Annotated in this window: 28 protein-coding genes; 8 read left to right on the top strand and 20 right to left on the bottom strand. The window is 62.6% G+C overall.

The features are described from left to right. Positions 1–256 precede the first annotated feature (256 nt). The 6 genes from ahcY to NKH22_RS15725 all read right to left on the bottom strand — a co-directional run bounded on the left by ahcY (position 257) and on the right by NKH22_RS15725 (position 5759). Entirely contained in the window at positions 257–1657 is a 1401-nt protein-coding gene (gene ahcY / locus NKH22_RS15750; RefSeq protein WP_023681401.1) for an adenosylhomocysteinase, read from the bottom strand. A gap of 206 nt (positions 1658–1863) precedes the next feature. Beyond that, positions 1864–2154, bottom strand: coding sequence for an HPr family phosphocarrier protein (locus tag NKH22_RS15745; protein WP_352910046.1), 291 nt, complete (start codon positions 2152–2154; stop codon positions 1864–1866). Next, positions 2151–2552 carry a PTS sugar transporter subunit IIA gene (locus tag NKH22_RS15740; RefSeq protein ID WP_023672304.1) on the bottom strand — a complete coding sequence of 134 codons (402 nt, stop codon included), beginning with the start codon at positions 2550–2552 and terminating at the stop codon, positions 2151–2153. The genes NKH22_RS15745 and NKH22_RS15740 overlap by 4 nt, the downstream gene beginning before the upstream one ends. Before the next feature lie 164 nt (positions 2553–2716). Beyond that, on the bottom strand, positions 2717–3178 hold the full coding sequence (locus NKH22_RS15735; RefSeq protein WP_352862092.1) for an HPr kinase/phosphorylase: 462 nt from the start codon (positions 3176–3178) through the stop codon (positions 2717–2719). 12 nt (positions 3179–3190) lie between these two features. Continuing rightward, positions 3191–4972: a sensor histidine kinase gene (locus tag NKH22_RS15730; protein WP_023672307.1), complete on the bottom strand. Its 1782-nt coding sequence runs from the start codon at positions 4970–4972 to the stop codon at positions 3191–3193. 85 nt (positions 4973–5057) lie between these two features. After that, entirely contained in the window at positions 5058–5759 is a 702-nt protein-coding gene (locus NKH22_RS15725) for a response regulator transcription factor (RefSeq protein ID WP_010912942.1), read from the bottom strand. Positions 5760–6106: 347 nt separating this feature from the next. Here NKH22_RS15725 and NKH22_RS15720 point away from each other — a divergent pair, with 347 nt between their 5' ends. The 3 genes from NKH22_RS15720 (at position 6107) to NKH22_RS15710 (ending at position 9029) form a co-directional block, all read left to right on the top strand. Beyond that, positions 6107–7717 (top strand): phosphoenolpyruvate carboxykinase, encoded by a 1611-nt coding sequence (locus tag NKH22_RS15720; protein ID WP_352910043.1) that lies wholly within the window; start codon positions 6107–6109, stop codon positions 7715–7717. Between the two features lie 86 nt (positions 7718–7803). Beyond that, entirely contained in the window at positions 7804–8238 is a 435-nt protein-coding gene (gene arfB / locus NKH22_RS15715; RefSeq protein ID WP_023672309.1) for an alternative ribosome rescue aminoacyl-tRNA hydrolase ArfB, read from the top strand. Between the two features lie 158 nt (positions 8239–8396). After that, a complete protein-coding gene (locus NKH22_RS15710) occupies positions 8397–9029 on the top strand; it encodes an alpha-ketoglutarate-dependent dioxygenase AlkB family protein (protein ID WP_352910040.1) in 633 nt (210 codons plus the stop codon). On the opposite strand, the gene NKH22_RS15705 is transcribed toward NKH22_RS15710, so the two are convergent. From NKH22_RS15705 to hisB, 13 genes are all read right to left on the bottom strand, one after another. Then, complete coding sequence (locus tag NKH22_RS15705; protein ID WP_352910037.1) at positions 8992–10605, bottom strand: hypothetical protein; 1614 nt, start codon at positions 10603–10605, stop codon at positions 8992–8994. The two genes, NKH22_RS15710 and NKH22_RS15705, sit on opposite strands and share 38 nt — an antisense overlap. Beyond that, positions 10602–11060: a GtrA family protein gene (locus NKH22_RS15700; protein ID WP_352758530.1), complete on the bottom strand. Its 459-nt coding sequence runs from the start codon at positions 11058–11060 to the stop codon at positions 10602–10604. Before NKH22_RS15700 ends, NKH22_RS15705 begins: the two co-directional genes overlap by 4 nt. Further along, entirely contained in the window at positions 11026–11796 is a 771-nt protein-coding gene (locus NKH22_RS15695) for a class I SAM-dependent methyltransferase (protein ID WP_352758532.1), read from the bottom strand. The genes NKH22_RS15700 and NKH22_RS15695 overlap by 35 nt, the downstream gene beginning before the upstream one ends. Continuing rightward, a complete protein-coding gene (locus NKH22_RS15690) occupies positions 11796–12746 on the bottom strand; it encodes a glycosyltransferase family 2 protein (protein ID WP_352758534.1) in 951 nt (316 codons plus the stop codon). Before NKH22_RS15690 ends, NKH22_RS15695 begins: the two co-directional genes overlap by 1 nt. 146 nt (positions 12747–12892) lie before the next feature. Next, positions 12893–13852 (bottom strand): type I pantothenate kinase, encoded by a 960-nt coding sequence (gene coaA / locus NKH22_RS15685; protein ID WP_023672313.1) that lies wholly within the window; start codon positions 13850–13852, stop codon positions 12893–12895. A 132-nt stretch (positions 13853–13984) separates the two neighbouring features. Beyond that, positions 13985–14308: a phosphoribosyl-ATP diphosphatase gene (locus NKH22_RS15680; RefSeq protein WP_023681408.1), complete on the bottom strand. Its 324-nt coding sequence runs from the start codon at positions 14306–14308 to the stop codon at positions 13985–13987. 8 nt (positions 14309–14316) lie between these two features. Continuing rightward, positions 14317–15123 (bottom strand): imidazole glycerol phosphate synthase subunit HisF, encoded by an 807-nt coding sequence (gene hisF, locus NKH22_RS15675; RefSeq protein WP_352910218.1) that lies wholly within the window; start codon positions 15121–15123, stop codon positions 14317–14319. Then, a complete protein-coding gene (locus tag NKH22_RS15670; RefSeq protein WP_023672316.1) occupies positions 15120–15956 on the bottom strand; it encodes an arginase family protein in 837 nt (278 codons plus the stop codon). The genes hisF and NKH22_RS15670 overlap by 4 nt, the downstream gene beginning before the upstream one ends. After that, positions 15953–16699 carry a 1-(5-phosphoribosyl)-5-[(5-phosphoribosylamino)methylideneamino]imidazole-4-carboxamide isomerase gene (gene hisA / locus NKH22_RS15665; RefSeq protein ID WP_023672317.1) on the bottom strand — a complete coding sequence of 249 codons (747 nt, stop codon included), beginning with the start codon at positions 16697–16699 and terminating at the stop codon, positions 15953–15955. Before hisA ends, NKH22_RS15670 begins: the two co-directional genes overlap by 4 nt. 3 nt (positions 16700–16702) lie before the next feature. Continuing rightward, positions 16703–16993 (bottom strand): DUF1330 domain-containing protein, encoded by a 291-nt coding sequence (locus tag NKH22_RS15660; RefSeq protein ID WP_023672318.1) that lies wholly within the window; start codon positions 16991–16993, stop codon positions 16703–16705. Position 16994: 1 nt separating this feature from the next. After that, a complete protein-coding gene (gene hisH, locus NKH22_RS15655; RefSeq protein ID WP_023681413.1) occupies positions 16995–17645 on the bottom strand; it encodes an imidazole glycerol phosphate synthase subunit HisH in 651 nt (216 codons plus the stop codon). Between the two features lies 1 nt (position 17646). Beyond that, a complete protein-coding gene (locus tag NKH22_RS15650) occupies positions 17647–18123 on the bottom strand; it encodes a DUF2628 domain-containing protein (RefSeq protein WP_023694624.1) in 477 nt (158 codons plus the stop codon). A gap of 4 nt (positions 18124–18127) precedes the next feature. Then, entirely contained in the window at positions 18128–18727 is a 600-nt protein-coding gene (hisB, locus tag NKH22_RS15645) for an imidazoleglycerol-phosphate dehydratase HisB (protein ID WP_023672321.1), read from the bottom strand. A 237-nt stretch (positions 18728–18964) separates the two neighbouring features. Between hisB and hslV the strand changes: the two genes are divergently transcribed. From hslV to NKH22_RS15620, 5 genes are all read left to right on the top strand, one after another. Beyond that, the gene (gene hslV / locus NKH22_RS15640) at positions 18965–19516 is read left to right on the top strand and encodes an ATP-dependent protease subunit HslV (protein WP_023672322.1); all 552 of its coding nucleotides are present in this window, start codon (positions 18965–18967) and stop codon (positions 19514–19516) included. Beyond that, on the top strand, positions 19506–20033 hold the full coding sequence (locus tag NKH22_RS15635) for a GNAT family N-acetyltransferase (RefSeq protein ID WP_023694625.1): 528 nt from the start codon (positions 19506–19508) through the stop codon (positions 20031–20033). The genes hslV and NKH22_RS15635 overlap by 11 nt, the downstream gene beginning before the upstream one ends. 4 nt (positions 20034–20037) lie before the next feature. Continuing rightward, positions 20038–20637, top strand: a complete 600-nt coding sequence (locus NKH22_RS15630; protein ID WP_023694626.1) for a DUF2585 domain-containing protein — start codon at positions 20038–20040, stop codon at positions 20635–20637. Between the two features lie 4 nt (positions 20638–20641). Beyond that, on the top strand, positions 20642–21955 hold the full coding sequence (gene hslU / locus NKH22_RS15625) for an ATP-dependent protease ATPase subunit HslU (RefSeq protein WP_023672325.1): 1314 nt from the start codon (positions 20642–20644) through the stop codon (positions 21953–21955). Positions 21956–22279: 324 nt separating this feature from the next. Further along, complete coding sequence (locus NKH22_RS15620; protein ID WP_023819886.1) at positions 22280–23236, top strand: DUF1402 family protein; 957 nt, start codon at positions 22280–22282, stop codon at positions 23234–23236. 132 nt (positions 23237–23368) lie between these two features. Here NKH22_RS15620 and NKH22_RS15615 read toward each other — a convergent pair whose 3' ends face one another. Further along, entirely contained in the window at positions 23369–24586 is a 1218-nt protein-coding gene (locus NKH22_RS15615) for an NAD(P)/FAD-dependent oxidoreductase (protein WP_352910030.1), read from the bottom strand. Positions 24587–24594 lie beyond the last annotated feature (8 nt).

The raw sequence follows: 24594 nt of genomic DNA, 5'->3' as shown, positions 1-24594 counted from the left end.
TTGGTAGAAACGCCCTTCTGACCTAACTCTCTCTTGAAGAGCATGATCTTTTCCGAAAACCGCTTCCCACTTTTCGCTGACGCGGTCCTTCGGTTCGAATCATGCTCTCGATGCGTACGCCGGCCCTCGTCCCCGGCCCACGAATCAGCACAATAGCGCGTGCTGGAATCGGCGTGAAGAATCATCCGCGCAAAAAAGAAGCCGGGCGAAAAGTCAATCGCCCGGCTTCAATATCTAGTGATAAACGCCGCTTCTGTTAATAGCGGTAGTGTTCCGGCTTGAACGGACCCTGCGGGGTCACGCCGATATAGGCGGCCTGTTCGCCGGACAGTTCGGTTAGGCGGGCTCCGAGCTTGTCGAGATGCAGACGCGCCACCTTCTCGTCGAGGTGCTTGGGCAGCACATAGACCTGGTTCTGGTACTGGCCGGGCTTGGTGTAGAGTTCGATCTGCGCCAGCACCTGATTGGTGAACGAGGCCGACATCACGAAGCTCGGATGACCGGTCGCGTTGCCGAGGTTGAGCAGGCGCCCCTCGGACAGCAGGATCATCCGCTTGCCGTCCGGGAAGGTTATCATGTCGACCTGCGGCTTGACGTTGGTCCATTGCAGGTTGCGCAGCGACGCGACCTGGATCTCATTGTCGAAGTGGCCGATATTGCCGACGATCACCATGTCCTTCATCGAGCGCATGTGGTCGAGGGTGACGACATCCTTGTTGCCGGTGGTGGTGATGACGATGTCGGCGGTTGGTGCGGCATCTTCCAGCGTGACGACTTCAAAGCCGTCCATCGCCGCCTGCAGCGCGCAGATCGGATCGACTTCCGTGACCTTGACGCGGGCGCCGGCGCCCTTGAGCGAAGCCGACGAGCCCTTGCCGACGTCGCCATAGCCGCAGACGACCGCAACCTTGCCGGCCATCATGGTGTCGGTGCCGCGGCGGATGCCGTCGACCAGCGATTCCTTGCAGCCATATTTGTTGTCGAACTTCGACTTGGTGACCGAGTCGTTGACGTTGATCGCCGGGAAGGGCAGCAGGCCCTTCTTCTGCAGCTGGTAGAGCCGGTTGACGCCCGTCGTCGTCTCTTCGGTGACGCCGCGAATGGCTTCCTTCTGCTTGGTGAAGAAGCCGGGTGAGGCCTTCAGGCGCTTCTTGACCTGGGCGTAGAAGTATTCCTCTTCCTCGCTCTGCGGGTTGGACAGCACGTCCTCGCCGGCCTCGGCGCGGGCGCCGATCAGTATGTACATGGTGGCGTCGCCGCCATCGTCGAGGATCATGTTGGAGAGGCCCCCATCGGCCCACTGGAAGATCCTGTCGGTGTAGTCCCAATACTCCTCGAGCGACTCGCCCTTGACGGCGAACACCGGGATGCCGGCCTCGGCGATGGCTGCGGCCGCATGGTCCTGGGTCGAGAAGATGTTGCACGAGGCCCAGCGGATATCGGCGCCAAGCGCCTTCAGCGTCTCGATCAGCACCGCAGTCTGGATGGTCATGTGCAGCGAGCCGGTGATGCGCGCACCTTTCAACGGCTTCTTGTCGCCGAATTCCTCGCGGCAGGCCATCAGGCCCGGCATTTCGGTTTCGGCGATATCGAGTTCCTTGCGGCCCCAGCCGGCAAGCGAGATGTCGGCGACCACATAGTCCTTGCTACCTGTCATGGCAGTGCTCCGGTGTGATTTGTCTTCAGAATGCGCCTGCGCCACACGGCGCGTCGAAGGGCGCGGAATGCCGGCCTGACTAGCAGATCGCCGCCAAGACGACAATGGGATATAAAGAAATCTTTATGCGCGTATGTGTTTACGGGGATGCATGCCGCCCAAAAGTATCCCGCGGTTTTGGGACAACGGCGTTCAAAGCAAAAACTTCAGCACTCTTCGCCGAAGCGCGAGGCGACCAGCTGCTCCAGCGCGTCCATCGCCGCTGCGGCTTCAGCGCCGCTGGCTGTGACGCGGATCGAATAACCGGGGCTCGCCGCCAGCATCATCAGCCCCATGATCGAGGTGCCGCCGACCTTGAGACCATCCTTCTCGACATGGACGGTGGCGTCGAAGCCGCTGGCGACCTGGACGAACTTCGCCGAGGCTCGCGCATGCAGGCCGCGCTGGTTGACGATCGGGAACTCGCGCACGATCTCACTGGGCGACAGCGCGTTCATTTGCTGCTCAGCAGCTGACTTGCGACGTTGATGTATTTGCGCCCCGCGGCCTGCGCCTCGTCGAGCGCGGTCGCCATGTTGTCGCCCTTGCGGATCGACGACAGCTTGATCAGCATCGGCAGGTTCATGCCGGCGATGACCTCGGTGCGACCGGATTCCATCACCGAAATGGCAAGGTTGGAAGGCGTGCCGCCGAACATATCGGTCAGAACGATGACCCCGGTTCCGGTGTCGACGCGGCCGACGGCGTCGACGATATCGCGCCTACGCTGCTCCATATCGTCATCGGCGCCGATTGCCACGGTTTCGAAATTGTCTTGTGGCCCCACGACATGTTCCACGGCATGGCGGAACTCGGCGGCCAGTTGACCGTGCGTTACAAGCACGAGTCCGATCATTCTATGGTGGCTCCCGTCATCGCCGCTTCACAGGCGCTTTTTATGCTCGCCGGCCATCCCAGGCGGCGGGAGCGCTATCTTGTCGACGCGCGGCGCGTTGACAAGCCCAAAATTGCGTCGGCCATGGCCAATTTGACGCATTGCAGCAAAAAACCGGCGGCGGATCATACGAAAGGCGCAATCGCCAGCCGCGCCATTACCGCCGGCAAAGCCGCAGTGACGTTGCGCTGAACGAGGTCGATGCGCGGCACCACACAGCCGGCAATGGTCGCGCTCGACTCTTCCTGGAAACGCTCCACAGCGTTTGCGGCAACCAGCTGGATCGTAAGGTCGATGACCCCCACAGGTTGGAACAAAAGCGGCTTCGGACCAAGCCCGGGCACCTCTGTGAGGCCGGCAATGCTGGCGGGCGCATGGCAGACCAGCCGCCCGAAACGCGCCGCGACAAACAGCTGGTCGTCGCCGATCAGCCGCGTAAACAGCCCGAGCCGGCTGAAATGGTCGATGAGCGCCAGCGCCAGCGTTGTCTTGCCCGAGCCGGACGGCCCGGTGATCAGGACGCCCCGCTCGCCAATCAGGACTGCGGTGGCATGGATGTTCTCGGGTTCCGCGGTGGGATCGGGCATGCGCAGCCGCGATCAGCCTTCTGCCGGCAGCGTAACGACGAAGCGCGCGCCCTTGATGTCGCCGGGCTTGGTGCCGGGGATGTTCTCGGCGGTCAGCGTGCCGCCATGGGCTTCGACGATCTGCCTGGATATCGACAGGCCAAGCCCCGAATTCTGGCCGAACGCCTCGCCGGCCGGGCGGTCGGTGTAGAAGCGCTCGAAGATGCGGTCGATGGCGTCGGCGCGGATTCCGGGGCCGTTGTCGTCGACGGTGACGATGTTGACCTTGCCCGAGCGTGCCAGGGAAATGGCGATATGGCCGTGGTCCTCCGGCACGAAGGAGCGGGCATTCTCGATCAGATTGGTGATGACCTGGCCGATCCTGAGATCATGGCCGGTGACGAAATAGCCTTTGACGCCTTGCGGCAGCTTGGCGGCCTTGAATTCGATCTCGACAGCCTTTTTGTTGCGCGTCGCTTCGCGCGACACGGCGACGAGATCGGTGATGAATTTCTTCAAATCGACCGTGGCGGCATCCTCACGCGCCAGTTCGGCGTCTAGGCGCGAGGCATCGGAAATGTCGGTGATCAGCCGGTCGAGACGCCGGACATCGTGCTGGATGATCTCCATCAGCCTGCCGCGTGAATTGTCGTTCTTGGCCAGCGGCAAGGTCTCCACCGCGCTGCGCAGCGACGTCAGCGGGTTCTTCAGCTCGTGCGAGACATCGGCGGCGAAGCTTTCGATCGCCTCGATGCGGGCATAGAGCGCATTGGTCATATCGCGCACCGCGACCGACAAATTGCCGATCTCGTCCTGGCGGTCGGAAAAGTCGGGGATCTCCTCGCGGCTCTTGACGCCGCGCCGCACCCGCACTGCCGCCGCCGATAGCCGGCGCAGCGGATTGGCGATGGTGGATGCGAGCAGCATCGACAGGATGGCGGTGACCAGGGCGGCGATGCCGAACACGCGCAAAATAGCCTTGCGCTCGGCAGCGACGATCTTGTCGATGTCGCCGCCTTCCGTCGACAGCATCAGCACGCCGAGAACGGCGCGGAAGCGCTGGATCGGCACCGCCACCGAAACGATCTGCTCGCCCTGTTCGCTCACCCGCACGATCGTCGACGGACTGCCGGTCAGCGCCTTGACCACTTCCGGGAAGGCCGCACCGTTGCCGCCGGGCTGCTCATGGTAGACGGGCAGGTCCTTGTTGCGGAAGAAGTCGAAGACGAATTTCTGCACGCGCTCCAGCATATCCGGCTGCTCGTCCTCGACCGGCGGCAGGTCGTAGCGCAGGATCTGGCCGCGCGAATAGAGATGGCGCGAATCGAGCAGCAGATTGGCGTCGCGGTCATAGATGCGGGCCCGGGTGCGCGTCGGCGAAATCAGCCGCCGCAGCACCGGCGCGACGCGCTCGGGATTGATCGGGAAATCCAGATTGTCGAGCTGGTCTGAGCCCGGCCCCAGGCTTTCACCGGCCTGCAGTTCGAGTAGTTTTTCCGGATCGATGCTGATCGAATCGGTCTCGACCGTTGCCGACGCGGCAATGGCGCCGGCGATGATCTCGCCCTGCGTCATCAGGCTTTCGACGCGGGCGTCGATCAGCCCGTCGCGGAAGGTGTTGAGATAGAGGATGCCGGTGACCAGCACGGCGAGGCCGGCCAGGTTGAGGAACAGGATGCGCCGGGTCAGGCTGGAAAAGATGTGGTGGCCGAGGAAGCGGCGCATCGGCACCGTCAACCTCGACAGGAATGCGGGCAGAATCCGCGACCGCCTGACAGCGCTCGTTCGTCTGCTCCGCTGTACATCCACTGCCATCGAATAGCAGCTCCCGCCTAGTCTTTGGTTTTATGCATGTCGTCGTCCCAAAAACCGCGACCACTTTTGGGCGACATGCATCAACTCAAGCTTCGCGGAACCGGTATCCGACTCCGTAAAGGGTTTCGATCATTTCGAAGTCGTCATCGACGGCCTTGAACTTCTTGCGCAGCCGCTTGATGTGGCTATCGATGGTGCGGTCGTCGACATAGACCTGCTCATCATAGGCCGAATCCATCAGCGCATCACGGCTTTTTACCACGCCGGGGCGCTGCGCCAACGAGTGCAGGATGAGAAATTCGGTGACCGTCAGCGTCACCGGCTCGCCCTTCCAGGTGCAGGTATGGCGTTCCTGGTCCATGACGAGCTGGCCGCGTTCGAGCGAACGGGCCTGCTGGCTGGGCGCCTTTGCCGCAGCTTCGCGGGCGCTGGCGCGGCGCAGCACGGCGCGCACCCGCTCGACCAGCAGGCGCTGCGAGAACGGTTTGCGGATGAAATCGTCGGCGCCCATCTTGAGGCCGAAAAGCTCATCGATCTCATCGTCCTTCGAGGTCAGGAAGATCACCGGCAGGTCGGACTTCTGCCGCATCCGGCGCAACAGCTCCATGCCGTCCATGCGCGGCATCTTGATGTCGAGGATGGCGAGATTCGGCGGCCGCGCCGCCAGGCCTTCCAGCGCCGACGCACCATCCGTGTAGGTCTCGACGCGATACCCCTCGGACTCGAGGGCGATCGACACCGATGTCAGAATGTTGCGGTCGTCATCGACAAGCGCGATTGTTGCCATTTCAAGCGGCTCCCTCATGAACTGTCCCTTCTTCGATAAGAGAAAGGGCTTTTGCAGGACAAATTAGGTACAAAATGTGGCACAGGCTCCGTCCGCTGTCACGGAAGGCTTGCCGGTGACCCATCCCGCACCTCTATGCAGATTGGACGCCTGACCCTGGCCAATCCTTTGGGTAACCACTGTAATTTTTTGCATATATAAACGATTTAAACAACTTTCAATTTTTTTAAATCGATTAATGATTTGATATCATTTGGGTTTTCTGGTTCTGACCATCTTAGCCCACTTCGCGGGCCTGCCGGAAATACGACGGCAAAGTGCGGCGATTCCAGAAGAAGGGACCCTTGATGTCGGAAGTCGGCAAACGCAATTCCGCCTGCGCGATCGATCGCATCGGACTGAAAACTACCGGAACGGTGCGTTATAATTTCGGTGCCGCCGCGCTGTACGAGGACGCGATCCGCCGTGGCGAGGCAAGGCTGACCGCGCATGGCGCGCTGCTTGCCGAGACCGGCCAGCACACCGGCCGCTCGCCCAGGGACAAGTTTGTCGTCCGCGACAGTGCCACCGAGCCGCATATCTGGTGGGATAACAACAAGGCGATTTCGCCGGCTCAGTTCGAAACATTACTTGCCGATTTCCTTGCCCATGCGGCCGACAGGGACCTTTATGTCCAGGACCTGATCGGCGGCGCCGATGCCGAGCTGAAGCTGCCGACGCGGATCATCACCGAATTCGCCTGGCACTCGCTGTTCATCCGCAATCTTTTGATCCGCCCGCAGGCCGCCGAACTCGAGGATTTCGTGCCGGAGATGACGATCATCGACCTGCCGTCCTTCCGCGCCGATCCGGCCCGTCACGGCAGCCGCACCGATACGGTGATTGCGGTCGATCTCACCCGCAAGATCGTTCTGATCGGCGGCACCTCCTATGCCGGCGAGATGAAGAAGTCGGTGTTCACCATGCTGAACTATCTGCTGCCGGAAAAGGGCGTCATGCCCATGCACTGCTCGGCCAATGAGGGCCCGGGCGGCGACGCGGCGATCTTCTTCGGGCTTTCCGGGACGGGCAAGACGACGCTGTCGGCCGATCCGTCACGTACACTCATCGGCGACGACGAGCACGGCTGGGGACCGCACGGCATCTTCAACTTCGAAGGCGGCTGCTACGCCAAGACGATCCGGCTGTCGGCCGAGGCCGAGCCGGAGATTTTCGCCACCACGCAGCGCTTCGGCACGGTGCTGGAAAATGTCGTGCTCGACGCCGACCGCGTGCCGGACTTCAACGACGGCCGGCTCACCGAAAACACGCGCTGCGCCTATCCGCTGGATTTCATCCCCAATGCCTCGAAGAGCGGACGGGCCAGCCACCCGAAAAACATCATCATGCTGACCGCCGATGCCTTCGGCATCATGCCGCCGATCGCACGGCTGACCCCGGCGCAGGCGATGTATCACTTCCTCTCCGGCTACACCGCCAAGGTGGCCGGCACCGAGAAGGGCGTTACCGAGCCGGAAGCGACCTTCTCGACCTGCTTCGGCGCCCCGTTCATGCCGCGCCACCCCAAGGAATACGGCAATCTGCTGCGTGAGCTGATCGCCCGCCACGGCGCCGATTGCTGGCTGGTCAACACCGGCTGGACCGGCGGCGCCTACGGCACCGGCAAGCGCATGCCGATCAAGGCGACGCGCGCCTTGCTGGCCGCAGCGCTTGACGGTTCGCTGAAGGCGTCCGGTTTCCGCACCGACGCCAATTTCGGCTTCGAGGTGCCGGTTGCTGTGCCTGGCGTCGAGAGCGCCATTCTCGACCCGCGTTCGACCTGGGCCGACAAGGCAGCCTATGACCGGCAGGCAGCGCGATTGGTCGGCATGTTCGCCGTCAACTTCGAGAAATTCGAGAGCCATGTCGATGCCGTCGTGCTCGGCGCAGCACCCCGCCTGCAGGAAGCTGCGGAATAGTCCAGGCATCTTCACCGAAGCATCCTTGAAAGGCGCGGTCTCGATCGGGCCTTTTCTTTTTTGGTCCGCCGCGCCATGACTGCGGCATGCCGATCGATGACATCATCATATCAGACGAAGCCGTAATCCATCCGGGCGACCTGCACGAGGATTTCATCCGCTCGTCGGGTCCCGGCGGCCAGAACGTCAACAAGGTGGCGACCGCGGTCCAGTTGCGCTTCGACGCCGCCAATGCGGCTGGCCTGTCCGAACGCGTGCGCGCGCGCACGATCAAGCTCGCCGGCCAGCGCGCCACCAAGGACGGCGTCATCGTCATCGAGGCCGGCCGCTTCCGCACCCAGGAGCAGAACCGGGCCGATGCCCGGGCAAGGCTGACGGCGCTGGTCGCCAAGGCCGCGGAACCGCCGCCGCCGCCGCGCAAGAAGACCAGGCCGTCGAAAGGCTCGGTGGAGCGGCGGCTGCAAAGCAAGGCAGGGCGCGGCACGATCAAAAAGCTGCGCGGCCGGGTAGAGAACGACTAAGGACCGCGCCGACTGCGTGCATAAAGCGGCCTCCCCTTCGGAACCGTAGCCGCAAGGTTTCACCATTGCCACAGAAAGGGAGGCCGACAACGGTGGCTTTCGGGTCGCCGTTTCTGATTGGCGGTGGCATGGTTTCAGTATCAACCGGAGGCGAAGTCATGCTCGTTCTGCCCAAAGGCGTCCGCCACTTGCCTGGTTATCTGTCCCGCGCGGCGCAGGAAGCGCTGGTCGAAGAGGTGAGGACCATTGTACAGCGGGCGCCGCTGTACGTGCCGGCGATGCCGCGGACCGGCAAGGAGATGAGCGTGCGCATGACCAATTGCGGCACGCTCGGCTGGGTCACTGACAAGGAGTTGGGCTATCGCTACCAGCCAACGCACCCACTCACCGGAGAGCCATGGCCGCCGATCCCGGACGCGCTGCTGCAATTGTGGCGGGAGGTCGCCGCCTATCCGAACCCGCCGGAGGCCTGCCTGGTCAATTTCTATACGCAGGACGCCAAAATGGGTCTGCACCAGGATCGCGACGAAGCCGATTTCTCGGCCCCAGTGGTCTCGGTGTCACTTGGCGACGATTGCCTGTTCCGGGTCGGCCAAGTGACGGGCAGGGGGGCCACACGCGACGGCGGTACCAAATCGTTCCGCCTGAAAAGCGGCGACGTCGTCGTGCTCGGCGGCGAAGGCCGGCTCTGCTTCCACGGCGTCGACCGCATCTATCCGTCGACCTCGGCGCTGCTGAAAAATGGCGGCCGGATCAATCTGACGCTGCGGCGGGTGACGAGAGCGATATGACGAGCTTATCTGGCGGAGGGGTGGGACGGATGTAGTCGTTGCGCAGATAAACGCGCACAGCGTCGTTTTCCGCGAGCCAATGATATTGGGCCAGGATGGTGCCAAAGCCAAAGCGTTTCTTCAGTCGGTCTGTCCAGTAAGTGTCGTCTTTCTCGAAGACGATGATATCAGGACGCAGGCGCTCGAACTCTTCTAGTTTGCTTTCAGCATAGCGCACCACGATCGCATCATAGTGCGTCGCTTTGGCGGTATCACCGGAAAGGATCGCCGCCATGGACAGATAGAGCGAGAACGCTCCCAGCCAATCGCTTACATGGGTAGAAACGAACTGCCCGTCGATCATTCGAACCAGTGGATGTCCGGCCGATAGGTCGGAACCCATCAACGCGACCGTCGGTCGATAGGTCGCGGCACGCGTGGTGGCTACCATCGCGGCATCTGGCTTCAGCGTGATCCAATACGGAAGGAAGGCGACCGCCAGGCCCGCCAACCCCAGAGCACGTGTTGGACCTGACAAAAAGGGCAACAAAGTCGACGATTGCCGCTCGGACTTCGGGATTGCCAGCAAACAAATAATGGATGCCACCATGCAGAAATTGACTGGATAGGCGTGATAGGGCCAACCTTTCGCCTGATAGAACAACGGTAACATAGCGGCGATAGATGCGGTCAACGCTACCGCCGCCAACTCGGGAAACCGCCTGGCTGGCCACATCCGACAAACTGAGGTCAGCAAAAAAAACCACGCAAAAATGTAGCGGCCGATGATAGGCCAGAAAATGGTGATATTTGAATAGACCTCCGCCAGCAGCGGATAAACGTCGCGAAGGAATTCCGGGTAGATCAGTGTGATCAGCCCGCCATAGGCAACACAGACCCCGCCGATGACCCAGTGCTCCAGGGCGAAAACGGGCCTCAAGCTGCGCCGACGCGCTGCAACGAGCAGCGCCGGCGCCAGCACCATGATCGCATAATAGGGTTTGACAAGAAGCAGCACACTGCCCGACAGGCCGGCAAGAACGGCAAGACCCGCGCTCGGTGGCGCCGCCGCATCTTCCCGTGCGCGCCAGGCGTGAAGCGCCAACAGCGGCATGAACAGCGCAATGCCGATGTGCTCGCGCTCGCTGAAGGCATTGCCGGGAAAGATCACCAGCATCGCGTAGAAGGCAGGCGCCAGCGCAAACAGCGATGCCGTTTCGGCAAAGCCGGCGCGCTTGACGATCGCGCCCGAGAACGAAAGCCCGACAAGTGCAGCCAGATATGTCCAGGCCTGAACCAGAATTTCCGGAGCGATTCCCAGCGCCTTGGCCGCAGCCACTGGCGGCAAATAAAGCCATACGCTGAACGGAGGATTGGTCTCGTAGATTTGGGAATAAAGTCGCTCGCCGGAGAGCATACGTTCGCAGACCGTGATCAGCCAACTCGTGTCCGGTATCGTTCCCCAACGCGTCTGATAGACGACCGAGAAGATCGTGATGGCGGCGATGGCGAGGAGATTGCGATTGGAAAGCAATGACGTCGCCAGATCATGGCTGCGCCAGCCGTTCAGGGCACCAACGTCGTTCGAGACACTCATGATGCTGCCCGTATCCTGGCGCCGGGCGCGAACACCCACCGATCGAGGACGAAATAATTGAACGCCGGCACGACGACGCAGATCACAGCGATCGACAGCACCGGTTTGGCACCAAGACCATTGACCAGGATCAGCGGCAACAACCAGGAAAAACCGAGCCCAAGTGCTGTCAGCAGAAAGAAGCGCGGGGCTTCGAATCCATGCGAACCCGACGAGACGAAGGTCACGTATTTATGGCCGGCATAGGAGAAGAACGCCGCAATGATGTAGGCGACGACCGAAGCCGACGCCGCCGGCAAGGCGGAGCCCGGAAGTGCCGACAGCAGGAAAGCGCAAATCGCATAAATCAGCGTCGATGCTATGCCAATCAGGGCAAAGCGCGACAGGCGACGATACAAGCCAACGCCGGGCATGATGCGGTCAGGCCGCCAGCCGGTCGCCGAAGCGACGGCCATCGGACGCTACGTCGTTGCGAAACACCGCCAGCAACGAAACGCCGAACGGCAGCGCTGCATTCGGCACGATATGGCCCTCAGCCGAAAACATTGCCTTCATCGCTGCATTGATGGGCTTCGGCGGCGTCGCATGGCCTGCTGGCCGGGGCGGCTTGCGCACTCTGTCCATCAGCCGTGCCAGTGCCGCGACGGGAAAGAGCGCGGCGTTGGTATAGCTTAGTCGGTCGATCGCGAACCCGGCCTTTTCGATGCGCCCACGCAGCAGGCTGCGCGAATAGCGGCGCATGTGATGCAGGCCGACGTCATGCGTGCTCCACAGCCACTGATGCGCCGGAACCGTCAGCACCACCCGGCCGCCCGGTTTCAGCATGTGGCGGATCGCCTCCAGGGAGGCCTCGTCCTCGGCGACATGCTCCAGCACGTCGAACAGGCAGATGAGATCGAAGCTTGCCGGTGCGACCGGGATGTTGTCGGGCAGGTGACCGGGAAGAAAGTCGTGGCCGGTCTTCTCACGCGCGATCTGCCGCGCGAGATCGCTCATTTCGACTGCGCAGACCTTACCGAACTGTTCCAGCATGGCGATGTTGCCGCCGGTGCCGGCGCCGATTTCAAGTATTTTCGCGACCTGCGGCAGGTCAAGACCACGAATGACGGCTTCGGCAATGGCCCGGCGGCCGCAGAACCACCAGTGCTTGTCTTCGGTCGCTGCCATGTTGCGATAGGCGTCGAGTTCCATCAGTCGGTGCCCCCGAATGTGCGTCGCACGATGTAGATCGGGCGCTGTTTGATCTCGGCATAGACCCTGCCGAGATACTGCCCGACAATGCCGATGCCGAGCAGCTGGATGCCGCCGAGGAACAGCACGCTGACCAGCAGCGAAGCATAGCCGGGCACGTCGATACCGAAGATCATCGTCTTGGCGACGATCACCAAGCCGTACAGGAACGACAGCGCCGAGATGACAGCGCCGACATAGGTCCAGATCTCAAGCGGCGCGGTGGAGAAGCTGGTGATGCCCTCAAGCGCGAAGTTCCACAGCTTCCAGCCGGAGAATTTCGACTGCCCGGCGATGCGCTGGTCGCGGACATACTCGACCGTTGCGGTGCGGAACCCGACCCAGGCAAACAGGCCTTTCATGAAGCGGCGACGCTCCGGCAGCGAACGCAGCGCCTCGATCACCTGGCGGTCGATCAGCCGGAAGTCGCCGACATCGTGCGGAATCTTCTGCTGCGCGATCCAGTTGTGGACGCGGTAGAACATCGAGGCAGAGCGCTGCTTGACGAAACTGTCGCTCGACCTGTCGGTGCGCTTGGCCAGGACCACCTCGAAGCCTTCGCGCCATGTTTCGATCAGCAGCGGAATGACATGCGGCGGATCCTGCAGGTCGACGTCGATCGGGATGGCGGCATCGGCGTCGCAGCAATCGAGCCCGGCGGTCATCGCGGCTTCCTTGCCGAAATTGCGCGACAGGTCGATCACCTGGATGCGCGGATCGGCGCGCTGCGCCTCGATCAGCCGCTCCAGCGTGGCGTCCGTGCTGCCGTCATTGACGAAGATGAGCTCGAACGTTTCCTTCAGCGGGTCGATGCTTGCGCAGACCGCCTTGAGAAACGGAGCGATCGCGGCTTCCTCGTTGTGCACCGGCACGATCAGCGCAACGGTCGCCGTCCCGTCCTGCGGACGCACGGGGGGGCCTGCTGCCGGCCGATCGATATGAAGGAATGGCGCGTTCATTGCCTGCCCAAGCCCGCGGATCACGCGCAACAATAGGCGAGTCTGGGTTAAGATGACTTTAAGTTATAGCCTTTGATTTCAACCGATAGGGCAGGATTTCACAGTTTCCTGAGCGCCACTTCCTCGACCAGGTGATTGGCGCCCTTGCGCAGGATGAGGTCGGCCCGCGCCCGTGTCGGCACGATGTTCTCGCGCAGGTTTTTCAGGTTGATGTTGGCCCACAAGCCTTCCGCAATGGCGCGCGCGGCGTCTTCCGAAAGCTGCGAATAGCGGTGGAAGAAGGAGTCCGGATTGCGGAAGGCCGTCTCGCGCAGGCGCATGAAGCGGGCGATGTACCATTGGTGGATCAGCTTCTCGTCGGCATCTATATAAATGGCGAAATCGAAGAAATCCGACAGGAACGGCACGATCTTGCCGTCCTTCGGCAATTTGCCGGGTTGCAGAACGTTGATGCCTTCGAAGATCAGAATGTCTGGCCGGTCGATGGTGACGAACTCGCCGGGAATGACGTCATAGGTCAAATGCGAATAGACGGGCGCGCGGACATTGCGCTGCGCCGACTTGATGCCCGAGAGGAAACGCAGCAGCGCACCGACATCGTAGCTGTCAGGAAAGCCCTTGCGCTCCATCAGATTGTCGCGCCGCAACACCTTGTTGGGTAAGAGAAAACCGTCGGTGGTGATGAGATCGACTTTGGGGCTCGACGGCCAGCGCGCCAGAAGCTCCTTCAGCACGCGCGCCGTGGTCGATTTGCCGACCGCAACCGAACCGGCAATGCCGATGATGAACGGTGTCTTGACCACATCCAGCGCGTTGAAGAAGGCCTGGCGCTGGCGAAACAGCAGCTGGCTGGCCTCGACATGCGCCGAAAGCAGCCGCGACAGCGACAGATAGATGCGCTTAACTTCTTCCAGGTCGACCGGATCGTTCAGCGAGCGCAGACGGTTGATCTCGTCTTCGCCCAGCGTCATCGGCGTGTCGGCGCGGAAGTTCGACCATTGCTCGGCCGAGAAGAAACGATAGGGGGAATATTTCTCGGTCGGAGCGAGCTGGTCCATCGAGTTTCCTGCCCTCTAGAGCATGATGCCGAAAAGTGTGAAGCGGTTTTCGGGCGACATCATGCTCCCTCTATCAATTTAGAGACGGATTCAGATTTAAGGCCTCGGCCCGAAATCATCCGGCTCTAGCGGTCAGCCTTTCGGCCGGGATGCCTTTTCAGTGACGCCCGAACGGCCGGTGCGGCCCTCAAGCTCCTTCAGCACCTCGCCCAGCGAAACGCCGGCCATGCCAAGCACGACGAGCCAATGATATATGAGATCGGCACTTTCGGAAACGAGGGCTTTCTCGTCGCCCTTGACGGCGGCAATGACGGTCTCGACTGCCTCTTCACCAAGCTTCTGCGCCGCCTTGTCGATGCCTTTGGCGAACAGTTTTGCCGTCCACGAGTCCGGGTCGCCGGAACGGGCGCGTTCGCCAATGATCGTTTCCAGATCGGACAGCGAAAATTCAGCCATGGCGCAGCCTACAGCCTTTGTGGAGTGGATTGAACCGGATAGTCCAGGCGCATCGGCAGCCCGGCCTCGGCCATATGCGCCTTGGCTTCCGTAATCGTGTAAGTGCCGAAATGGAAGATCGAGGCGGCGAGCACGGCGCCGGCATGGCCGTCGCGAATGCCCTCGACCAGATGGTCGAGCGTGCCGACGCCGCCCGACGCGATGACCGGCGCGCGAACCGCATCGGCTATCGCGCGGGTCAGCGCAATGTCGTAGCCGGCCTTGGTGCCGTCACGGTCCATCGAGGTCAAAAGAATCTCGCCAGCGCCGCGATCAACCATTTTTCGCGCGAACTCGACCGCATCGATGCCGGTCTTTTCGCGGCCGCCATGGGTGAAGATCTCCCAGCGGCCGGGCTCTTTGGGCGCCGACACCCTCTTGGCGTCGATGGCGACGACAATACACTGGTTGCCGAACTTGTCGGCGGCTTCGGCGACGAAATCGGGATTCTTCACCGCCGCAGTGTTGATCGACACCTTGTCGGCGCCGGCCAGCAACAGTTTGCGGATATCGGCGACCTGGCGCACGCCGCCGCCGACGGTCAGCGGCATGAAGCATTGTTCGGCGGTGCGGGCGACGACGTCGAAGATGGTTTCACGGTTGTCGGACGACGCGGTGATATCGAGAAAGCAAAGCTCGTCTGCGCCGGCCGAGTCATAGGCTTTGGCCGCCTCGACCGGATCACCGGCATCGATGAGGTCGACGAAATTGACCCCCTTGACGACGCGGCCGTTCTTGACGTCGAGGCAAGGGATGACTCGGGCCTTCAGCATCAGCCCTTCTCCATCGTCGCCAGCAACTCGCTGAGCAGTTCGCCGACCAGCGGCGGAACCTCGGCCTGCGCATCGAACGCCGGATCGTAGGCGGAAATGGTGATGCCGGAAATCGGCAGCAGGCCGGCCATGCCGCAGACAGCCTGGCGCAGCTGTTTCGGCTCCGGGCCGCCGGGCGTGGTGTAACGGTTGGCCTGCAGCGCCCCGGGGTCGTGCACGTCGAGATCGAGATGCAGGTGCACCCGCTTCGCATCCGGCGCCTTCAGCCTGCCGCACGCCGTGGCCCAGTCCGGGCATTCGGTGCGGATGACCGGCAACGTCTTCAACAGCTCCGTTTCGGCCGGATCGAGATCGCGCGCGTTGACCAGCACGCAGCGCGCCGGATCGATCGGCCTGAAGCCGGGGATGGCCGAGGCCATCGGCTTCCAGCACAGGCCGAGAACCGTGGCCAGCGCCATGCCATCGAGAAAGCCGAAGATGGACGTCTCCGGGGTGTTGAGATCGCCATGCTGGTCGGCCCAGATGATCGCATCGGCATCCTCGCCGGCAACCGCACCGGCCGATGTCAGGCAATTGCCGGCCAGCACGATGGGAAACCGGCCGCGGTCTATGGCGATGCGGACCTCGCCGGAGAGGGCACCGCACACGGCAAAGCCGGTGGCGATCTCGCGCTGCTGTTCGTCGCCAACCCTGCCGATATCGGTGACGACGACGTCATGCCCGGAGAGCGTCAGCGCGTCGACAAGCCCGCCGGCGATAAGTGCATCCGGGCCTCGGCCCATGCCGCCGTGATAGTGGCCACTGTCATAGGATGCCAGGATGATGGAGATTTTCACGGCCGGGTCTCCATCGCCTTGCCCTGCAGCACCGCAAGCGCCTCGGCCGGGTCGATACGCCCGTCATAGAGCGCGCGGCCGGAGATGGCGCCTTCCAGTTTCTTCGCGTCGGGCATGGTCATGCGCACGATGTCGGCGATCGAAGCCAGCCCGCCCGAGGCGATGACCGGGATCGAGACCGCGTCGGCGAGATCGATCGTGGCATCCCAGTTGATGCCGGTCAGAACGCCGTCTCGGTCGATGTCGGTGTAGATGATGGCGGCAACGCCGGCGCCTTCGAATTTCTGCGCCAGTTCGATGACGCCGAGGCTGGAAGCCTCGGCCCAGCCTTCGACCGCCACCTTGCCGCCCTTGGCGTCGATGCCCACGGCGATCTTTCCAGGAAATTCCTTGCAGGCTTCCCGGACCAGGTCGGGATCGCGCACCGCCACCGTGCCGAGGATGACGCGGGCCAGCCCGCGGTCGAGCCAGTCCTCGATCTGCGCCAGCGTGCGGATGCCGCCGCCGAGCTGCACCGGGTTTTTCGTCGCCTTGAGGATGGCGCCGACCGCCGCGCTGTTGACGCTCTGGCCCTTGAAGGCGCCGTTGAGGTCGACGACATGCAGCCATTCAAACCCTTGCTCTTCGAAGGCCTTGGCCTGGGCCGCAGGGTCGTCATTGTAGATGGTCGCGGTCGCCATATCGCCGTGCTTCAGCCGCACGCACTTGCCGTCCTTGAGGTCGATGGCCGGAAACAGGATCACCGTTCAGACCCCTTCCACAATGGCGAAATGCGAGGTCGAATAAGCGCGCCGGAATTTCAGCGCTGCCTGGTATTCGGGAGAATGGAAGCAAGCCAGCGCGACCTCGTAGCTTTCGAACTCGACGATCACATGGCGATTGCCGGATGGCCCTTCCGGGCTTGACGACTGACCGCCTCGCGTCAGGAATTTCGCGCCGTATTTGTCGAACGCCGCTTTGTTGGCGGCGATGTATTTCGGATAGTTTTCCGGATCGGTCACATCGACCATCGCCATCCAGTAGCCCTTCTTGCTCATCTCAAGGCCTCCAGCGCAGGAAGTTGGTGATCAGTGCCAGGCCGAGCGCCTGGCTCTTTTCCGGATGGAATTGCGTGCCGGCAAGGTTACCGCGCGCGACCGCCGCCGTTACCGGGCCGCCATAATCGGCGACGGCCAGCACTTCGTCCGGCCTTGTCGCGTCGAGATGGTAGGAATGAACGAAATAGGCGTGCAGACCCTTAGGCCCGGTCGCAATACCCGAAAACAGCGGGTGCTTGCGCTCCAGATCGATGGTGTTCCAGCCGATTTGCGGGATCTTCAGTGCCGGATCGGCGGGCGTGATCTCCTTGACGTCGCCGGCAATCCAGCCGAAGCCCTTGGTCACGGTCTTTTCTAGGCCGCGCTCCGACATCAGCTGCATGCCGACGCAGATGCCGAGGAACGGCCGCGCCTTGGCGATCGCTACCTCTTCCACCGCTTCCCACATGCCGGCGACGCCGCGCAGGCCCGCCGCGCAATCGGCATAGGCGCCGACGCCGGGCAAAACGATGCGGTCGGCGCTGCGCACACGCTCGGCATCGGCGGTCAGCTCGATGGCAGCCGCAATGCCGGCTTCATGCGCGGCGCGCTCGAAGGCCTTGGTGGCCGAGCGCAGATTGCCCGACCCGTAATCGATGATCGCGACCCGCATCTCAGGCTTTTCCCGGCGTATGGCTCAGGCCCAGCGTCAGCCCGGTCTGCGCCGGCCGGGCCAGGCTGGCGTCCGGCACGATGCGCGGCAGCGGCGCCGGCTCGTCGGCAAGCGCCTCGGCGTCCAGTGTCTGGCGGATGTCGGCATCATCAGGATTGTCGGCTTCGACGACGCCCCATTCATGCCAGCCGCGGCGGCGCAGCGCTGCGATCCGCAGCCCTTGGCCTTCCAGCCCGATATAGAGCGAGACCAGTAAAGACAGTGCGGAGCCGGCCCAGTCCAGTCCCAGCCATTGGCCGAGCACCGAGATGAGCCCCATGGCGACGAAGGCGAGCGCCGCCTCGATCCAAAGCCGGTGCCAAGCGAGCCACAGCGGCGCCACCAGGAAAGCCAGCCAGGAAAAACCGTCGCGGACAAAAATGGTTGCGTCGGCCGCCTCGGTGCGGACTGGCGATTCCATCACGACATAGATGGCCATCAGCCTACCCTTTCAGAGATCCCTTGGTGGAGGGAACCGCTTCCGGCTGGCGCGGGTCGCGCTCCAGTGCGAAACGCAGCGCGCGCGCCACCGCCTTGAAGCAGGTCTCGGCAATATGGTGATTGTTGGCGCCATAATGGTTGGTTACATGCAGCGTGATGCCGGCATTCTGCGCCAGCGCCTGGAAGAATTCACGCACCAGTTCGGTGTCGAACGTGCCGATCTTGGGCGACGAGAAGGCGACATTCCAGACCAGGAACGGACGGCCCGACACGTCGATCGCGGCCCGCGTCAGCGTCTCGTCCATGGCAAGGTCGACAGAGGCGTAGCGCATGATGCCGCGCCGCTCGCCCAGCGCCTTGGCCAGCGCCTGGCCGATCGCAATGCCGGTGTCCTCGACCGTGTGGTGGTCGTCAATGTGCAGGTCGCCCTTGGCCTTCACCGTGATGTCGATCAGCGAGTGGCGCGACAGCTGGTCCAGCATGTGGTCGAAGAAGCCGACGCCGCTCGACATGTCGGATTTTCCGGTGCCGTCGACATGGACCGAGACGCTGATCTCGGTTTCCTTGGTCTTGCGGCTGACTTCGGCGGAACGGGACGCCATTACCTTGTCCTTGGCTGAGGGGTTCGAAACTCAAGACGGGGTTCCAAGCTGTCATTTGCTTGAAAACGAGTGCCTTCTAGCAGCATGAACCGGCGATTGCCAGTTGCGATGCGGACAGCCACCGGCCATGGCGGACGCCGTTTGCAATCACCCGCCCCATGCATACATATGGCCAATCGAAATCACTCGTACCGCGCGCCAATCGCCTTATCGGGATCGCGCGAATCGGAGCTAAAAATGTCGAATGAACTGAGCATGCACGCCACGACCATCGTGACGGTGCGCAAGGGCAACAAGGTGGTGATCGCCGGCGACGGCCAGGTCAGCCTTGGCCAGACCATCATGAAAGGCAACGCCAAAAAGGTGCGCCGCATCGGCAAAGGCGGCAATGTCATTGCCGGTTTCGCCGGCGCCACGGCGGACGCTTTCACCCTTCTGGAGCGGCTCGAAGCCAAGCTCGAACAATATCCCGACCAGTTGACGCGCGCCTGCGTCGAGCTCGCCAAGGACTGGCGCACCGACCGTTATCTGCGCCGGCTGGAAGCGATGATGCTGGTGGCCGACAAGTCGGTTTCGCTGGCGCTGACCGGCACCGGCGACGTACTGGAGCCCGAATTCGGCGTCATGGCCATCGGTTCCGGCGGCAACTATGCGCTGGCCGCTGCCCGCGCGCTGATGGACAGCGACAAGGATGCCGAGGAGATCGCCCGCAAGGCGATGCAGATCGCCTCCGACATTTGCGTCTACACCAACAACAACTTTGTTGTCGAAACGCTCGATGCCGGCTAACCCGCCGGTGCTCTATGATTTTCGACCGGTTGCCGAAAAAGACCTGCCCATGATCGCCGGCTGGCTGGCCGAGTCGCATGTCGCCGAATGGTGGGACGATCCGGAGACGGAAATCGCCGAAATCCGGGAGCACATCGACTCTATTTCTGTAGAGCCGCTGATCGTCGAGCTCGACGGCAGGCCGATCGCCTATCTGCAGAGCTACGATCCGCATCTGGAAGACGGCCATCCCTATGCCGACCAGCCGTTCGGCACGCTCGGCATCGACCTGTCGATCGGCGTGCCGGACCTGGTCGGCAAAGGTCATGGCTCGGCTATCGTCAGGCAATTCGTCGAGCAACTGTTCGAGGAAGGCGCGCCGCGCGTCATCATCGATCCGCATCCCGACAATGGTCGCGCCATCCGCGCCTATGAAAAGGCGGGCTTCAGGGCTATCGATCGCAGGCACTCTAGATATGGGGACGTCGTGCTGATGGCTGTCGGTGCCAAAGAGAGCGACGCGGAAGAAGGGGAATGAGTTGATGGCGACACCGGGCACTGCCAAAAATTACTCGGCCTACGAAGACAGCTGGCGCATGGGGCTTCTGCTCGTGCTCGCTCTGCTCATCTTCCAGGCCGGCGCGCTTTACGGCATGGGCCGCACGCCGATCTGCACCTGCGGTTACGTCAAACTCTGGCACGGTGTGGTGAACAGTTCGGAGAATTCCCAGCATATTTCCGACTGGTACACGTTCTCGCACATCATCCACGGCTTCCTGTTCTACGCCTTGGCCTGGTTCCTCTTCCCGCGCTCGCCAATCGGTCTGCGCCTGGCTTTCGCCGTTGTCATCGAGGGCGGCTGGGAACTCCTGGAAAACAGCCCGTTCATCATCGAGCGCTACCGCGCCGGCACCATTTCGCTGGATTACTATGGCGACTCGATCATCAATTCGGTGTCCGACACGCTGGCCATGGTGCTGGGGTTTGTGATGGCCAGAAAGCTACCTATATGGGTGGTCGTCGGCCTCGCCCTCATCTTCGAACTGGGTGTCGGCTACCTCATCCGGGACAATCTGACGCTCAACGTGATCATGCTGCTGCATCCGTTCGAGTCCATCAAGCAGTGGCAAAGTGGAATCTAGTGATATGACCACCTTCTCTCCCCGTGAAATCGTTTCGGAACTCGACCGCTTCATCATCGGCCAGAAGGACGCCAAGCGCGCCGTGGCCATTGCCTTGCGCAATCGCTGGCGCCGCCAGCAGCTGGAAGGCCAGATGCGCGAAGAGGTGATGCCGAAGAACATCCTGATGATCGGCCCGACCGGCGTCGGCAAGACCGAGATCTCGCGCCGCCTGGCGCGGCTCGCCGGCGCGCCTTTCGTCAAGGTCGAGGCCACCAAGTTCACCGAGGTCGGCTATGTCGGCCGCGATGTCGAGCAGATCATCCGCGACCTGGTCGAGATCGCCATCGGCCTGGTGCGCGAGAAGATGCGCGAGGACGTGAAGGCGCGCGCGCACCTCAACGCCGAGGAGCGCGTGCTGGAAGCCCTGGTCGGCAAGACGGCGAGCCCGGCAACCCGCGATTCCTTCCGCAAGAAGCTGCGCGACGGCGAGCTCGACGACAAGGAGATCGAGATCGAGGTTGCCGACACCGGCACCGGCGGCATGCCCGGCTTCGAGATCCCCGGCATGCCGGGCGCTAATATCGGCGTGCTCAACATCAACGACATGCTGTCGAAGGCGATGGGTGGCAAGAAGACCAAGGCGCGCAAGACGACGGTCAAGGAATCCTACGCGCTGCTGGTCAACGACGAGTCCGACAAGCTGCTCGACCAGGACGAAGTCGTGCGCCGGGCGCTGGATGCGACCGAAAATGACGGCATCGTCTTCCTCGACGAGATCGACAAGATCGCCTCGCGCGAAGGTGGCATGGGCGCCGGCGTCTCGCGCGAAGGCGTGCAGCGCGACCTGCTGCCGCTGATCGAAGGCACGACGGTTGCGACCAAATACGGACCGTTGAAGACCGACCACATACTGTTCATCGCCTCGGGCGCATTCCATGTCTCCAAGCCCTCCGACCTGTTGCCGGAATTGCAGGGCCGCCTGCCGATCCGTGTCGAGTTGCGGGCGCTGGAGAAGGACGATTTCATTCGCATCCTCACCGAGACCGAGGCAAGCCTGATCAAGCAGTATATCGCACTGATGAAGACCGAAGGCGTCGATCTCACCTTCACCGACGACGCCATCGATTCGCTGGCCGGCATTGCCGTCGACCTCAACGCCAGCGTCGAAAACATCGGAGCGAGACGCCTGCAGACGGTGATGGAGCGTGTGTTGGACGAGATCTCCTACGACGCGCCGGACCGCAACGGCACCAGCGTCGCCATCGATGCCGCCTATGTGGAAAAGCATGTCGGCGACCTCTCGCGAAACACAGATTTGTCGCGATTCATCCTTTAAACGAGGGCGCCGGTTCATCCGGCGCCGGTATTAGGGCGCCGCGCGTCTTTTGGACACGCAAAGGTCGCTCTAGCAGTATTGAATCGATGCATCGGACTTTCCAAAAATCGGTTTCGATCTTTGGGCCGATGCTTAGGCAACAATCCGGCTAACAGCTTGATGTGTGGCCGGATGGTATCATCGGGCCACCTTTCGTCTTGCCGGGTGCAAGGGCGCTCTCGACTCAACCGGGAGCACTCCCTAGTTTGCGCGGCAATTCTCTAGACGCAATTCCGGACGGAAAACCGTTTCACACTTTTCCTGGAATTGCTTGGGCGGCGGCGCATGAAAAAACTGATCCTTGTCATTCTCGGCTTGACGCTGGCGGCGACGCTGTTCGCGGCCGACGCGGCGACACTGGTGCCGGCGGGCAACCGCAATGCCGTGCAACCTGACATACCGGGCGCCTCCAGCCGCCGCACCCAGGCCACCAACACCACCTTCCAGGCCAAATACCGCAAGGTCTACGCCTTGCTTCAGAACGACGCCGAACTGCGCGCCAAGATCAGGAAGGCCGCCGCTGCCTACGGCATCAATCCTTTGCACATCGTCGGCGCCATCGTCGGCGAGCACACCTACAATGTCGACGCCTACGACCGGCTGCAGACCTACTACGTCAAGGCGATTTCCTACCTCTCCAGCAAGCTGTCCTTCGCCTATGACGGAGAGGACATCACCGATTTCGTGCAGCGGCCGGAATTCAAGAAGTGCACGATGTCGGACAGCTACGACCTGTGGGAATGCCGCGAGCAGGCGTGGAACCGCTCCTTCCGCGGCAAGACCGTCGGCGGCACAAGCTTTCCCAACGACCGCTTCGGCGCAACCTTCTTCCAGCCCTACTATGCCGGCCAGACCTTTGGCCTCGGCCAGCTCAACCCGCTGACCGCGCTGCAGATGAGCGATCTCGTGCACAAGGTGTCGGGGCTGCCCGAGCTCGATGTCGGCGATCCCAATGGGGTCTACAAGACCATCATGGATCCGGACCTGACATTGCCCTACGTCGCAGCGACGATCAGGAAGTCGATCGACGCCTACAAAAACATTGCCGGCTTCGACATCTCAGGCAATCCGGGGCTGACCGCCACGCTCTACAATGTCGGCAATCCCGAGCAGCGCGCCTATGCGCTGAAGGCCGAGAACGACAAGCGCCGCGCGGCGGGTGAGGCGGTCAAACTGCCCGAGGAGAATTATTACGGCTGGCTGGTCAACGACAAGCTGGACGAGCTGAAGGCGCTGTTTTAGCGGGCTTAGCTCAGCCGTCTACCTCCCCCTTTGTGGGGAGGTCGGACCGCAGGTCCGGGTGGGGGCCGGTGCCGCACCCCGCCCCGCTGCTTCGCAGCGACCCTCCCCACAAGGGGAGGGTAAGTCAGTCCTTCACGCTGCCAGCAACGACTTCAGCTTCACATCCGGCGACCCCAACGCCTCCGGCGCCGGCCTAGCCCGCTTGGCGATCAGCATCTCGGCCAGCCTGATGTCGCGCGCCACGGCATTGCCCGTACCGAGGCCGCTCGCCGCCACCAGCCTGCCATCCTCGGCCAGATGAAACAGAATAAAAGCACCGTCGCCGAGATCGCGGCGGACCGTGCTTTTGCCCTCGTCCGAAAGGCCGGCGATCTGCAGCGACAAACCATACTGATCCGACCAGAACCATGGCACCGCGGCATGCGCTTCGCGGGCGCCCAGCATGTTCTTCGCGGCCAGCGCACCCTGTTCCTGCGCATTGCGCCAGGCTTCCAGCCGCACCCGCCGGCCAGCATAGACAGCGAGCGGAAACGAGCAGCAATCGCCGGCGGCGAAGATGTCGGGATCGATTGTTTGGAGTTCGCCATTGACGGCGATGCCGTTATCGACGGTCAGGCCCGCTTCCGCGGCAAGCCCGGTCACCGGCACGGCGCCGATGCCGATGACGGCGAGATCGGCGACGATGTCCTGCCCATCGGCGAGCATGATGTGCACCTCAGCGCCGTCGTCGGCGATATCAGCGATGCCCTGACCGGTGAGCACGGTCACGCCTTCGGCCTCATGCGCCTGATGGATGATTTCAGCGATCTCCGCCGGCACCCCGCGCATGAGGATGCGCGGCTGCGCCTCAATGACCGTGACGCTGGCCCCGAGCTTGCGCGCCGAAGCGGCGAGCTCCAGGCCGATAAAGCCACCACCAATGATGGCGATGCGGTTTGCCGGGCTGAGGTGGGCGCGAATGGCCAGCGCGTCGGCAAAGGTGCGGAGGTAGACGCAGCGCGGCCCCAATCCCGGCATCGGCAGCTTGCGCGGTGTCGAGCCGGTCGCCAGCAACAGCTTGTCGTAGGGCAGGGCCGAACCGTCCGACAGCCGCACCGTATGCTCCGGCCGGTCGATCGCCACCGCTTGAACGGAATGGATATGCCGGATGGATTTCTCGGCCAGGATTTCGTCGCTGGCGATCGTCTTGATCTCGGGCGCGTCGCTCGTCATTGCGTCCTTGGACAGGGGCGGCCGCTCATAGGGCAGATGGGGTTCGTCACCCACCAGCGTCACCGGCCCGTCATGGCCCAGTTCGCGCAGAGCAAGGGCTGCCCGCCCGCCGCACTCGCCGGCGCCAATGATGACCATTCCCGCCT

Source organism: Mesorhizobium sp. M1252 (assembly GCF_040318265.1).
In the GTDB taxonomy this organism is placed as follows: domain Bacteria; phylum Pseudomonadota; class Alphaproteobacteria; order Rhizobiales; family Rhizobiaceae; genus Mesorhizobium.
This window is presented reverse-complemented; position numbering and strand designations above follow the sequence as displayed.